The following is a 12878-nucleotide window of genomic DNA, read 5'->3' as shown; positions in this document are numbered from 1 at the left end:
AGGAATTTAAAATGACAAATAATAAATTTGAGTTTTTACCTGAAATTGCAAAGTTAGGTCACGTAGCATTAGTCTCAGCGGATTTAGAGAAATCATTACTATTTTTTGAAGAAGTTGTAGGATTAGAAAAAACAGTTGAGGTTGATGGCGTGCACTACTTACGTGCATGGGGGGATTTTGAACATCATACGTTATCAATTCAAGCTGGCGAAGAATCTCGTGTGGACCATATCGCTTGGAAGGCAAAACGTCCAGAAGATGTAAATAATTTTGCTGCTTTATTGCGTGATGCCGATGTTGTAGTAGAAGAAGTAAAAGCAGGAACTGAAGTAGGACAAGGGGATTCAATTCGCTTTCAACTACCAACAGGCCATAACTTCGAAATTTATTTTGTTATGGATAAACCTGAAGTAGCGGATCCTAAGCGTAAAGCAGTATTGAAAAATCAAACATATAAAGCATGGCGTAAGGGAATTTCACCACGCCGTATTGACCATGTAAATATTGCAACAAACATGCCTGCTTCATTAATTACAGATTTTTTAATGGATAAATTAGGGTTCAAGCTCCGTGAATACGTGAAAGCTCCAAATGGCGATCTTTTATCAGGTTGGTTAAGCGTTACGAATTTAGTCCATGATATTGCTGTGATGTCTCGCCCGGATATTAAGACACCACATGAAATTCACCATTTGTCATACTGGTCAGATAATACGCAAGACATTTTACGTGCTGCAGATATATTAACTGAAAACGGTATACCATTTGTAGGACCAGGCAAGCACGGGATCACACAAGCATTGTATTTATATGTTATAGACCCAGGAAGCGGCGTTCGCCTGGAATTATTCTCAAGTGGTTATCTGATTTTTGAGCCGGATTGGGAACCAATTGCTTGGGACTTAAGTGATATGCAGTTAGGAATCACGTATTGGGGGGAACAAGCAGTTGCCCCAGATGGTCCTGAACCAACAATTAATGCAGGGGCAACATTGGAAGTAATTACAAAATAAAAATCTTGAGGTGATTTAAATGGACGATATTTTATTTCGTAATGCAATGGGCAAGTTTGCCACTGGTGTGACAGTTTTGACAACAGTCAATGACGGAGAACCACATGGGATGACAGCAAATGCTTTCATGTCCGTTTCACTAGATCCTAAACTTGTTGTTATCTCAATTGGACATAAAGCACGATTTTTAGAGAAAGTAATTGAATCTCAAAAATTTGGTGTAAGCATTTTAGCAGATGATCAAGAAGATTATTCACGCGTATTTGCTGGCCAAACTGACGGATCGCCTGAGTTTGTTTATTTGGCAGGTATGCCTGTACTTGATGGCGCAGTTACTCAGCTTGCATGTGAGGTAGTTTCTACACATATTGAAGGTGATCATACGTTATTTATAGGGAAAGTTGTAGATATTCAGCTTGAAGATAAAAATCCATTGCTTTTCTTTGGTGGCAAATATCGAAAACTAGTAGAGCTAGCGAATGTAGAATCTTAAAAAGAAGGTGTGGAAAATGGATATTAAGCAAGCTGCAGAATCTTTAATGGTTGCAGAAAGTACAAAACAGCCAATTCCACCTTTTACATCATCAACGGAAGTAATTTCTGTTGATGATGCTTATAATATTCAACTTTATCAAATCCAAAAAAAAGTTGAACAAGGAGCAGTTGTAAAGGGGTTGAAGATTGGTTTAACGAGCAAAGCAATGCAAGAAATGTTAAATGTTTATACACCAGACTATGGATTTATTTTAGACTCGATGGTGTTTGAAGAATCCGAAGGTATATCCGCAGCACAGTTTATCCAGCCGAAAGTAGAGTTTGAAATTGCCTTTGTATTCAATAAAGGTTTAAAAGGACCCAATGTTACCGTTCAAGATGTGATTGATGCTACAGCCTATGTTGTACCCGCAGTTGAAGTCATCGATAGTCGTATTACAGATTGGCAAATTAAATTTGAAGATACAGTAGCGGATAATGGTTCGTCAGCTGGTGCTATTTTAGGGAAAACACGTACGCTACTTTCAGACATAGCAGATATTACAGATATAAAAATGACAGTCACTAAAAATGGTAAATTTTTAGATGAGGCTACGAGTGCTGCAGTTTTAGGAAACCCATTAAATGCTGTTATTTGGCTTGCAAACGAAGTAGGAAAGTACGGCGTTTCAATTGAGCCAGGCATGTTCGTATTATCAGGTTCATTATCGAAAGCAGTTGTCTTTGAAGACGGAGACGTTTTTGAAGCAGACTTTGGCGTGCTAGGAAAAGTAAACGTTGTCATTACAAAGGAAGTGATGAAAAAATGACGAAATTAAAGGTGGGAATTATTGGATCAGGAAATATTGGAACTGATTTAATGTATAAAATTGAGCGTAGTCCAGTATTAGAAATGAGTGTAATGGTTGGTATTGATCCACAATCAGACGGCTTGCAGCGTGCGAAAAATCGTGGCTATGAAATTATTTCAAATGGTATCGATGGTTTAATGGAACGATTGGATTTAGTTGATATTGTTTATGATGCAACAAGTGCTTACGCGCATAAAAAAAATAGTGATTTGCTTACTGCTGCTGGAAAAAAAATAATTGATTTAACTCCTGCCGCCATTGGTCCATTCACGTTACCACCGGTGAATTTAAAAGAACATATTGAAAAGTCGAATGTTAATATGGTGACATGTGGTGGCCAAGCGACCATTCCTATGATTCATGCGATTAACCGTGTAGTACAAGTAGAATATGCAGAAATCGTCGCGACGATTGCGAGTCTTTCTGCTGGTCCAGGGACACGTGCCAATATTGATGAATTCACAAGTACGACTTCACGAGCAATCGAAGTGGTAGGTGGTGCGAAAAAAGGAAAGGCAATCATCATTTTAAATCCCGCCGAGCCGCCAATTATTATGCGTGATGCCATTCATGTATTAATAAAGGAAGAAGGACATGAAGAAGCGATCATTCAATCCATTCAACAAATGGTGAAAGAAGTACAAGCCTATGTACCTGGCTATAAACTAAAAGCAGAACCATTTTTTGAGGATAATAAAGTATCCATTTTTGTGGAAGTGAATGGTGCGGCAGATTATTTACCTGCCTATGCAGGTAATTTAGACATTATGACGGCAGCCGCTGTGCAAGTCGGCAATGAGATGGCACGGCATTTACTTGCAGAGAAGGGGGTCGCACAATGACGAAATCATTTGAAATTTTGGATGTTTCTTTACGCGATGGTAGCCATTCTGTACGCCATGCTTTTACAGAGGATCAAGTACGTTTAGCTGCACGCGGTTTAAATGCTGCGGGCGTGAAATATTTTGAAGTATCACATGGTGACGGCTTAGGCGGTTCATCGTTACAATACGGTTTATCAGCTGTTAATGAACTACAATTAATCGAAGCAGCGGTGGAAGAGGCAACAGATTCAAACGTGTCTGTGCTATTAATTCCAGGAATCGGCACAAAGGAAGATTTACAAGCAGCGGCAAAAATCGGTGCGAAAATGGTACGCGTGGCAACACACGTAACAGAAGCGGACGTAGCGGCACAACATATAAGCCTTGGTCGTGAACTTGGATTAAAAACAGCGGGCTTCTTAATGATGGCACATATGGCGCCTGTAGAAAAAATCGTGGAGCAAGCGAAATTGTTCGAAAGCTACGGCGCAGAAGTGGTCTACGTGACTGACTCTGCAGGTGCATTATTACCAGCTGATGTAACAGCGCGCGTATCAGCGTTGAAAGATACTCTTCGGTGTGAAGTAGGTTTCCATGCACATAACAATTTATCGATGGCGATGGCAAATACGGTTGCAGCGGTCGAAGCGGGTGCGACATTTATTGATGGTAGTATGCGCGCTTTAGGTGCAGGTGCTGGAAATACACAAACCGAAGCGGTGGTAGCAGTTCTTGAAAAGCTTGGCTATCATACGGGCGTTGATTTATATAAATTAATTGATGCTGCAAATGAGTCGATTGTACCACTTATGCAACAACCCCAAGAAATTACAGGATCAAGCTTAATCCTAGGCTATGCAGGTGTGTACTCGAGCTTCTTACTTCATGCACAAAAAGCAGCTAAACAGTTCGGTGTGGACGAACGTGATATTTTAATGGAGCTTGGTCGTCGTAAAACAGTTGGTGGACAAGAAGATTTAATTTATGAGGTTGCCCAAAATTTAAGTAGCCTAAATGTATAACTAAGGGAGGGGAAATGATGGAGAAAATTTACGTAAACATAGACAACATAGCGGATATACAAATGGAAAAATCGAATAGTGTGATGGTATTAGGCTATTTTGATGGGGTACATTTAGGTCACCAAGAAGTTTTAAAATCTGCCAAACAGATTGCGTGTAAATGTAATCTTAAACTTTCTGTATTATCATTTTTCCCTCATCCTAAAAGTGTATTAAATAAAAAATTCACTGATTTTTATTTGGAACCTATAGAAGATCGAATTGAAAAGTTGAAAAAGCTTGAAGTAGATACGTTTTATATTGTGGAATTTAATGAGCGATTTTCAAAGGTAGATCCAGATGCATTTATAAAAGACTATGTTTTGGGGCTAGGTGCAAAACATATTGTCTGTGGTTTTGATTATAAATATGGCTATAAAGCTAGCGGTAATACAGACACACTACAAAAATATAGAGAAATAGGTATTGGTATTACGATTATTAATGAACAAAAACATTGTAAGATCAAAATAAGTTCGACAGTTATCCGTGATTGTTTAGAAAATGGAGAGGTGCATCATATTCCGCACTATCTAGGAGGGCATTATTTTATTAAATATTGTAGTATTCAAGGTGTATTATCACATTATAAATTTCCATTAACAGGGAAGTATAAGACGATGCTTGAATTTGAAAATAACTCTATTTTATCATTCGTTACAATTGATGATGTAAAGAAATTACACTTTGATTGTAATGTTAGTCATGTTAAACAACCAATTAAAGTTTATTGGTTAGAGAAAGTGGGCTAAAATAGCGATTTGAGCTTTACAATTTGTTTCTAAAATTAAACGACCACGTTTTATAGGCAAAACATTAAAATAATTATTGGCTCCTTGCAATGGTTATTTAAAAAATGTTGATATTTCGGGTAACGATAAAAGGCAACAATGGCAAAATAGATGTAGGTGTCAGATAAATACTGTTCGTCAGTTATCTAAAGTTAGTAGCTCATGAATTTAATAATGCTAAGTGGAATCTTGAATACACTTAAATTCAGTTGAGGCGCTAGATAGTATGCATCTTTTTTAATTTCATTTATTAGAAAAAGAGGGTTCGTTATGAAAAAATATTAGTCGCTAATCGTGGGGAAAACGCAATTCGTATTTTTCGCGCGTGTAATGAGCTAAAACGTCGTACAGTTGCAATTTATTATTGATGCATATCACCGCTATAAAGCAGATGAGGCATACTTAGTCGGAAAAGGCAAAAAAACAATTGATGCGTATTTAGACATCGACGATATTATTCGCATTGCGAAAGATGAGAATGTTGATGCCATTCATCCAGGGTATGGTTTTTTATCTGAAAATCTAGAATTTGCAAAGCGTTGTGAACAAGAAGGGATTATTTTCATAGGTCCTACTTCGAAGCATTTAGATATGTTTGGAGACAAGGTGAAAGCACGTGAACAAGCAATTTCGGTACAAATCCCTGTTATTCTTGGTACAGATAGATCTGTATCGTTAGAGGAAGTACGTGCATTTGCAGATGAACAGGTTATCCTGTGATGATTAAAGCGGCACTTGGTGGTGGACGTGGTATGCGTCTTGTGCAGCAAGCAAAAGCAGCATTTGGTTCAGGTAACGTTTATGTAGAAAAGGCAATTATTAAACCAAAGCATATCGAAGTTCAAATTTCAGGTGATAAAGATGGGAATATCGTACATTTGTATGAGCGCGATAGCTCTATTCAATATCGCCACCAAAAGGTTGTAGAAATTACACCTTCAAATTCGATTTCTGAAGATTTACGTCAACGCACTTGTGACGCGGCAGTAAAACTAATGAAAAACGCTAGCTATATTAATGCGGGTACAGTGGAGTTTGGAGTAGCAGGCGATGAGTTTTATTTCATCGAAGTAAACCCACGTATTCAAGTAGAACATACAATTACTGAAAATGACCTATTCAACCTGTATAAAATTGAAATCCTTGAATTGTCGAAAGAAGTCGAATTGGAGGACGGGGCTTGGCCATTAATTCAAGAGAAAATGCAAGACGAAACTTATGTAACTGAAGCACCCACTCTTACTAGGATAGAGTATAGGGAACGCATTGGAAAAATTGTGGATATGATCGAACAATACATTGTCTGAATTGCGCCCGTAGTGGTGCTTTTTTTCATGCTTAAAAGGAAGGCGGATGGTGAAATTATTGCTATGGCCAATGCAGATGGGGGTATCATTGCTATTGATGTGAGCGACGGGAGAGTTCAAGGAATTACAGCCCAAGGAAATGTTAAAATCAATGATTATATCCAATGTAAAGTAACGCACTGTTTTCCTAATGTAAGGGCAGAAGAACGATTTTTATCTGTCCTAAATGATAAAGGGCAATCGGATCAAATACTTCTTATTCAAGTCGATGCCTCACCTAATACTGTACATAAAATAGCAAGTGATGAAGTGTATCTTAGAATCGGAGACGAAAGTATCCGGCTTAATCATGAGCAACGTCTAAATCTTGAATACGATAAAGGTGAACGGTCATTTGAAGATAAAATTGTAGAGAATTGCCGGGTTGAGGATTTGGACGATGATATTTTACTTCTATATAAAGAGGCGGTTGGGTATGAAGGTGAGGATCTATATCAACCTTTATATGCTCGCGGATTTATTCATCCTGCGACAGATAGCATAATGCAAGTCACAGCGGCAGCAGTGCTTCTTTTCGTAAAATATCCAATCCGATTTTTTCCCAATTCACGTATTCGCTTCTTCCGATATAAGGGTGATAGCGAGGAAGTGGGTACGTCCATGAATATTGTCAAACAACATACGATTGAAGGTCCTCTACCTGTTATGTTGCAGCAGACCAAAAAGTTTCTTTCATCACAATTACGGGATTTTACTAGCTTAAATCCACTGACTGGAAAATTCGATTCTGTACCAGAATACCTGGAGTTTGCCTGGCTTGAAAGTGTGGTAAATGCAAATATCCAGTGTCACTTTGCTTTCATTCTTGTGCCCGAATCCCCCTTGATACGGTCACGTTTAGCCCTAGTCAAATAGTTTTATAACAATTATTTTACATTTACGCTCATTCTGTATACAATAGTAGCATTAAAGTAAAAGTGGGGATAGGTATGAATTACCGTGAAATGCTTGATTCATTAATTGCACAGCATGAAGGAATTATTTTGACGAAAGATGTGACAGAGGCAGGAATTCCTCGCACTTATCTAAGTTCTTTGGTAAAAGAGGATATTCTGGAGCGGGTGGCACATGGTGTCTATTTATCCAGAGATGCATTTGATGATGAATTATATAGTCTACAAACAAGAAGCAGCCGACTGATCTACTCTCATGAAACAGCTCTTTATTTGCATGATTTTACAGACCGCGACCCTTTACAATGGGTGGGCACTGTTCCGAGTGGTTATAATAGTACCCATTTAAAAAATGAGGGCGTAAAGGTTTATACTGTGAAAAAGGTACTTCACAAGCTAGGGGCGACAACTGGACAGACAGAATTTGGTCGAAAAATTAACCTATACGACAAGGAAAGAACGATTTGCGACATCATTAGAAGTCGGAATAAGATGGACTCCAATCTCATCAATGAAACAATTCGGCGATACGTGGGAAGGAAAGACAAAAACATTCCACTTTTATTAAGATATGCGGAACAGTTTAGAGTACAGAAAATCTTACGGAATTACTTGGAGATTTTGTTATGAAAACGACCAGACAACTGAAAGACTTAATTAGGAATGTAGCAAAGTAAAAAGATATAAATACCCAATTACTGATGCGGAACTATATGCTAGAAAGACACCTAGAGAGAATTTCCTTGAGATTTTCCGTGTAACTGTTGATGATTTAGTAAAAGAGAGCAGCAGTATGGAGAATGAACAAAAAAGAAAAAGTGAATTTGAGAAAGCCCGAAATAAAATACCTGGCTACATCCTGATTGTGACAGGACTTTTGCTGATTGCAATATCTTTTAGCATTCCTGGTTATACCGTTTTTCTCGGAATTATTATGTTAATCATAGGTGTAGAATGGCTTTTGATAAAAAGTAATTTATTACTTGCGATTGCATGGACAATCTTCTTACTCACTGTTGTTATTTTTAATCCATGGACAACGGGAATAACTAATAAGTGGATTATCCATGCGATTTTTTCTGGAACAGTCTATACAGGTATTATTATTGGCATAATCCAAAGAATAGGTGGCATCCTATTGCTCTTTGTTACGGTTAAAAAGATTATTAATTTTTGGCGATCACAGTTACTCAAACAAAACGAATAGAAGGGAGGACGTAATTTGGAGAATTGCTACATTTCCGTGATTAGAGTATATATTCAGAATTCATAGGGCTCAAAAATTGCAGGTCGTGTGAATCAAATCCGTACACAACTTGAAGAAATAGTATCTGGTTTCAGCGCTTTTGACGGCAACTGGGTCAACATGATGGACGCAGGTATCGTCGATCCAACAAAAGTAACCCGCTATGCACTCCAAAACGCAGCATGATGTAAGGAAAACTCTAACCCCCTGATTTACCAAGGGGTAGAGCAACTTTCTTCAAACCGTGGTCATTTTATTGATCGTAAGCTTAAGTCAAATCAAATCATTCTAAATATGAAGGTCTTTCATCAATTCGCTGAATTGGTGAGAGGCCTTTTTTCTATTTGGAGACATTATTAATAGGAATTTGCCGCTAAAGCAACTCCCTATTTTGCTATGAGTCAACGTTTAAAAATAAGACTGTGACTTTATATTTTGCTATACGTCTAAATGATGAATAACAAAATGCAAGGAAGGGTGAGTTATTTGCCAGATGCGAAGGAGGAAATTACGAATTGGTATCATCTTTATAGTGATTCAATATTTAAGTATATCTTGATGATGATTAACGATTATCATCAAGCGGAAGATTTGACCCATGATACGTTCATTAAAGCTTACAAAAACCATCATTCCTTTCAAAAAAAAGCAAAACCTCAAACTTGGCTATTCAGCATTGCGCATAATAACACAGTAGACTATATCAGAAAACAAAAACCTATAAAGATTTTTCAAGAAATTTTCCAAACGACGAAGGACTCCGCACCTTTGCCGGAAGATATTTTAGAAATCAGGGAAAGTTCAATTGAGTTATATAAAGCGTTAAGCAAGCTTAAATCCTCCTATCGTGAGGTCATCATTCTCAGGAAAATAAAAGAGTTTAGTATCAGGGAAACGAGTGAAATTTTAAATTGGTCGGAAGGAAAGGTTAAAACAACACTTTATCGAGCAATTCCCGCTTTAGAAAAGGAACTGCTAAAGGAGGCTTTTTTGAATGAAAAACAAATCTAAGGATACGTTTTACTTCGATGAACAACTAAAACAATTAGATAAAGATATTATTTGGGAAGAGAAGAGAAAAAGCAAACTTGAAAATGAAATTTTATTTTCGATGGATAGTGATCGTTACAAAATTAAATTATTCGCAGGCTTTAAATATGCTTCAAATATAGGAATAATGGTTATTTTATTGTTGTTTGGCTATTACTTCTTATCCAACAGCATAACTCATCAAAGTGGAGAGAGTTCAACAGGCAACGAGGGTAATCAAACAAATAATAATCCAATCATCGATGATAAGAATGATCATGAAGAAGTGGAAAAAGAAGCGCCGGAAAATGATGAAAACGAAGAAACCAACATGGAGATTCATACAGGATCTTCCGAAACAGTAATTAGAAACGTGGAAGGCATGGACTTGGAAATTAAAGTTATTAATTATCATATACAACCTTATGGTATTGCTTATCAATTAGACGAAGTATTCGGTGCTCCCAAAATGAGCAGCAACCAAATAACTTATTCAACTCAAGATGATGATTATAAGATAACATTAGAAATGATAGAATACACAAATCTTGAAAAAGCTGTATCGAACTTGCAAGAAGGATTTGAAACAGAAGGATATGAAGAAAGTTATGAATTGAAAAGCACACCGGTTGAAGAAAATGGTTTGCTAGGAAAAATACAATTTTACGGCGACCATCCAATGAAAGGATTTATTGCATATGAGATTGATGAACATGCACTAGTGATTACTTTTCAATATCCAATAGAAGGTACAGATGCGATGAACCCACTTTTAGAAACCTTACGAAAGTCAATTAAAGTAGAATAATTGAATCAGTTTCATAATTGCAGTTTTAAAAATGCATAGAATAGCCCCTTGATGATTTCTAAGTTTTTTAAATAGATATTGGTTTTAATTAAGCTGCTTCTAGCGTTTGACCTTTCATTTCTACTCTACTTCAATCCACTGATAGCAGTACTCATCCTAGAATAAGAAGCTTCGGATGGGATTTGGTCGGAATGAAGAAAACCACAATCAAATCAAAAAAATAGGGTTTTGAAATGCAACCTTAGGGCACGGCAAGAAGAGTTAAAGCAGTACTGTCGATATGAGTATGAAGTTTAATAATTGGCAATCCCTAGTATTAAGCTATGTTATTAAGAATGAGTTGGATTGGACAAATTCATAAACGGGCATTGTATTGTTAAGAATATGTAAATTTCTTATTTTGACTTGGAGAATTTTATGATAAGTGCTATATTTATATTGTCGATTGTCGATATCTTAAACCGATATCGGATTTTGATATCAAGAAGGGAGATGACAGATTGGAAGATAAAGTATTGCGGAAACTTTTTCTTGGTTTTATCCACATACACATTTTGCACCATGCGAAAGAACACCCCATTTTCGGTGTATGGATGTTAGAAGAACTTAGGGAACATGGTTATAGTATCAGTTCTGGAACTCTTTATCCTATCCTTCATTCAATGGAGTCTGATGAACTTCTAATAAAAGAAGATAAAAACGTGGATGGGAAAATTAGAAAGTATTACACAACAACTGAAAAAGGAAATCTAGTCCTTATTGAAGCCAGGAAAAAGGCATATGAGCTCTTCAAAGAAATCAAAGACTAACAAAAAGGAGTCAACAATGAATCAAACGAACCCTAATAAAGGATTTAAATCACTTTTAGAGATATTTTTAGTTTCAACACGACTTGGGTTCACATCTTTTGGTGGACCAACAGCTCATTTAGGATATTTTCATGAAGAATATGTACGAAGAAGAAAATGGATGGATGAAAAAAGTTATGCGGATTTAGTTGCTTTATCTCAGTTCTTACCTGGCCCGGCCAGTAGCCAAGTGGGCATCGGTATAGGCGTTATGCGGGCAGGTGTACTAGGTGGAATTACATCTTTTATTGGGTTTACGCTACCATCAGTTATTGCGCTTATCCTTTTTGCTTTACTGCTCACTGGATTTGATATCGGAAATGCTGGATGGATACACGGATTAAAAATTGTGGCAGTAGCGGTAGTTGCACATGCCATTATTGGTATGGCCAAAAACTTGACGCCTGATTTAAAAAGAAAAGCCATCGCTTTATTTGCGCTAATAGGTACACTTCTTTGGCAATCAGCTTTTACTCAAGTAGGCGTCATTTTAATCGCTGCATTCTTTGGATTCCTTTTATTTAAACAACACGATCAAATTGAAGAAGCTAGTTCGAAATTCCCGATTGCTAAAAGAGTTTCGGTGATCTGTTTACTGTTATTTTTCGGTTTATTATTTCTTTTACCGGTCATCAGAGAAATAACTGGATCCTATTGGGTAGCTATGTTCGATAGTTTTTATCGTTCAGGTTCTTTAGTTTTCGGTGGGGGTCATGTCGTTTTGCCTTTATTAGAACAGGAATTTGTACCAACTGGATGGATAAGCGAAGAGTCATTCTTGGCAGGTTATGGTGCTACACAAGCAGTACCTGGTCCTCTGTTTACATTTGCAGCCTATCTAGGAACCGTTATGAAAGGTTGGCAGGGTGGCTTGGTCGCAACGTTTGCAGTTTTCTTACCTGCTTTCCTTCTGATTCTTGGTGCGCTACCATTTTGGGATAGTTTACGTAACAATCCTAAAATTAAAGGTGCAATAATGGGCGTAAATGCAGCAGTTATCGGAATTTTAATCTCTGCTTTTTATTTTCCGATTTGGACAAGTTCCATCTTGGCACCTGCTGATTTTGCTCTTGCTGCAATTTTGTTTAGTATGCTCGCTTATTGGAAGCTCCCACCTTGGATTATTGTGGTTTCTGGGGCTATAGGTGGATTCCTTTTAAGTCTGTTTTAAGATTCTTTCTTGTGGAAATCAATTTTGAGAAAATAAGTTGTGATTCGATACTTTAAGGAGGCTGTCCGGAAAGACCGAAAATCGTCAGAACGGCTCCCTTTCCGCGGGCATCGCTTCAGCCTCCTCGCTTCGCTGTGGGGTCTTCAGCTGATGCTATTCCCGCTGGAGTGTCGCCTTTTCTGACGATTTTCTAGAAATTACATGTAATAAAAATATGTGAAAGAAAATACTTGATTCTCCTACACATATTTGGTTTTTTCTGCTTATTGGAAAGGCCTCCTTCTACTTCGATAATATGAGTAATTTCACATTAAAGTCCATCTTCCAGCTGAAGGATTCGTTATTTTTTCACATCTCATACTCGCATTAAATATGTTCTTATTTTCTAGTTAATTCTTTGACTGTTGCTATACCATTTTCAAAAGTAGGCACTTGCATATATAAGCATATAATTATATGATGGTTGTGAAGAGGAGGGATG

At 37.3% G+C, this 12878-nt stretch carries 14 protein-coding genes and 1 pseudogene; all 15 read left to right on the top strand.

From position 1 onward, the window contains the following. Positions 1-11: 11 nt before the first annotated feature. Positions 12-1013, top strand: a complete 1002-nt coding sequence (locus MKZ26_RS10660; protein WP_340766171.1) for a VOC family protein — start codon at positions 12-14, stop codon at positions 1011-1013. A gap of 19 nt (positions 1014-1032) precedes the next feature. After that, the gene (locus MKZ26_RS10655) at positions 1033-1506 is read left to right on the top strand and encodes a flavin reductase family protein (RefSeq protein WP_340766170.1); all 474 of its coding nucleotides are present in this window, start codon (positions 1033-1035) and stop codon (positions 1504-1506) included. Positions 1507-1522: 16 nt separating this feature from the next. Beyond that, positions 1523-2317: a 2-keto-4-pentenoate hydratase gene (locus MKZ26_RS10650; RefSeq protein ID WP_340766169.1), complete on the top strand. Its 795-nt coding sequence runs from the start codon at positions 1523-1525 to the stop codon at positions 2315-2317. Then, a complete protein-coding gene (locus tag MKZ26_RS10645; protein ID WP_340766168.1) occupies positions 2314-3201 on the top strand; it encodes an acetaldehyde dehydrogenase (acetylating) in 888 nt (295 codons plus the stop codon). The genes MKZ26_RS10650 and MKZ26_RS10645 overlap by 4 nt, the downstream gene beginning before the upstream one ends. Next, positions 3198-4205 carry a 4-hydroxy-2-oxovalerate aldolase gene (gene dmpG, locus MKZ26_RS10640; protein WP_340766166.1) on the top strand — a complete coding sequence of 336 codons (1008 nt, stop codon included), beginning with the start codon at positions 3198-3200 and terminating at the stop codon, positions 4203-4205. The genes MKZ26_RS10645 and dmpG overlap by 4 nt, the downstream gene beginning before the upstream one ends. 17 nt (positions 4206-4222) lie before the next feature. Next, positions 4223-4996 (top strand): FAD synthetase family protein, encoded by a 774-nt coding sequence (locus tag MKZ26_RS10635; RefSeq protein WP_340766164.1) that lies wholly within the window; start codon positions 4223-4225, stop codon positions 4994-4996. Positions 4997-5313: 317 nt separating this feature from the next. Then, positions 5314-6144, top strand: a pseudogene (locus tag MKZ26_RS10630) (ATP-binding protein); the annotation flags it as partial. A 225-nt stretch (positions 6145-6369) separates the two neighbouring features. After that, the gene (locus MKZ26_RS10625) at positions 6370-7257 is read left to right on the top strand and encodes an AlbA family DNA-binding domain-containing protein (protein WP_340766162.1); all 888 of its coding nucleotides are present in this window, start codon (positions 6370-6372) and stop codon (positions 7255-7257) included. A gap of 74 nt (positions 7258-7331) precedes the next feature. Beyond that, on the top strand, positions 7332-7925 hold the full coding sequence (locus tag MKZ26_RS10620) for a type IV toxin-antitoxin system AbiEi family antitoxin domain-containing protein (RefSeq protein ID WP_340766160.1): 594 nt from the start codon (positions 7332-7334) through the stop codon (positions 7923-7925). A 163-nt stretch (positions 7926-8088) separates the two neighbouring features. Further along, a complete protein-coding gene (locus MKZ26_RS10610) occupies positions 8089-8502 on the top strand; it encodes a hypothetical protein (RefSeq protein WP_340766159.1) in 414 nt (137 codons plus the stop codon). A gap of 87 nt (positions 8503-8589) precedes the next feature. Further along, on the top strand, positions 8590-8727 hold the full coding sequence (locus tag MKZ26_RS10605) for a hypothetical protein (RefSeq protein ID WP_340767723.1): 138 nt from the start codon (positions 8590-8592) through the stop codon (positions 8725-8727). A gap of 267 nt (positions 8728-8994) precedes the next feature. Then, the gene (locus tag MKZ26_RS10600; RefSeq protein WP_340766158.1) at positions 8995-9552 is read left to right on the top strand and encodes an RNA polymerase sigma factor; all 558 of its coding nucleotides are present in this window, start codon (positions 8995-8997) and stop codon (positions 9550-9552) included. Further along, complete coding sequence (locus tag MKZ26_RS10595) at positions 9536-10378, top strand: hypothetical protein (RefSeq protein WP_340766157.1); 843 nt, start codon at positions 9536-9538, stop codon at positions 10376-10378. The genes MKZ26_RS10600 and MKZ26_RS10595 overlap by 17 nt, the downstream gene beginning before the upstream one ends. Positions 10379-10878: 500 nt before the next feature. Continuing rightward, on the top strand, positions 10879-11187 hold the full coding sequence (locus MKZ26_RS10590; protein WP_340766156.1) for a PadR family transcriptional regulator: 309 nt from the start codon (positions 10879-10881) through the stop codon (positions 11185-11187). A 16-nt stretch (positions 11188-11203) separates the two neighbouring features. Then, entirely contained in the window at positions 11204-12397 is a 1194-nt protein-coding gene (gene chrA, locus MKZ26_RS10585; RefSeq protein WP_340766155.1) for a chromate efflux transporter, read from the top strand. The last annotated feature ends 481 nt before the right edge of the window (positions 12398-12878 follow it).

Source organism: Sporosarcina sp. FSL K6-6792 (assembly GCF_038004885.1).
Taxonomy (GTDB): Bacteria; Bacillota; Bacilli; order Bacillales_A; family Planococcaceae; genus Sporosarcina; species Sporosarcina psychrophila.
This window is presented reverse-complemented; position numbering and strand designations above follow the sequence as displayed.

Coding starts and splice junctions, on each gene's coding strand:
- MKZ26_RS10660 (WP_340766171.1), top strand. CDS start 12: ATGACAAATAATAAATTTGAGTTTTTACCTGAAATTGCAAAGTTAGGT.
- MKZ26_RS10655 (WP_340766170.1), top strand. CDS start 1,033: ATGGACGATATTTTATTTCGTAATGCAATGGGCAAGTTTGCCACTGGT.
- MKZ26_RS10650 (WP_340766169.1), top strand. CDS start 1,523: ATGGATATTAAGCAAGCTGCAGAATCTTTAATGGTTGCAGAAAGTACA.
- MKZ26_RS10645 (WP_340766168.1), top strand. CDS start 2,314: ATGACGAAATTAAAGGTGGGAATTATTGGATCAGGAAATATTGGAACT.
- dmpG (WP_340766166.1), top strand. CDS start 3,198: ATGACGAAATCATTTGAAATTTTGGATGTTTCTTTACGCGATGGTAGC.
- MKZ26_RS10635 (WP_340766164.1), top strand. CDS start 4,223: ATGGAGAAAATTTACGTAAACATAGACAACATAGCGGATATACAAATG.
- MKZ26_RS10625 (WP_340766162.1), top strand. CDS start 6,370: ATGCTTAAAAGGAAGGCGGATGGTGAAATTATTGCTATGGCCAATGCA.
- MKZ26_RS10620 (WP_340766160.1), top strand. CDS start 7,332: ATGAATTACCGTGAAATGCTTGATTCATTAATTGCACAGCATGAAGGA.
- MKZ26_RS10610 (WP_340766159.1), top strand. CDS start 8,089: ATGGAGAATGAACAAAAAAGAAAAAGTGAATTTGAGAAAGCCCGAAAT.
- MKZ26_RS10600 (WP_340766158.1), top strand. CDS start 8,995: ATGAATAACAAAATGCAAGGAAGGGTGAGTTATTTGCCAGATGCGAAG.
- MKZ26_RS10595 (WP_340766157.1), top strand. CDS start 9,536: ATGAAAAACAAATCTAAGGATACGTTTTACTTCGATGAACAACTAAAA.
- chrA (WP_340766155.1), top strand. CDS start 11,204: ATGAATCAAACGAACCCTAATAAAGGATTTAAATCACTTTTAGAGATA.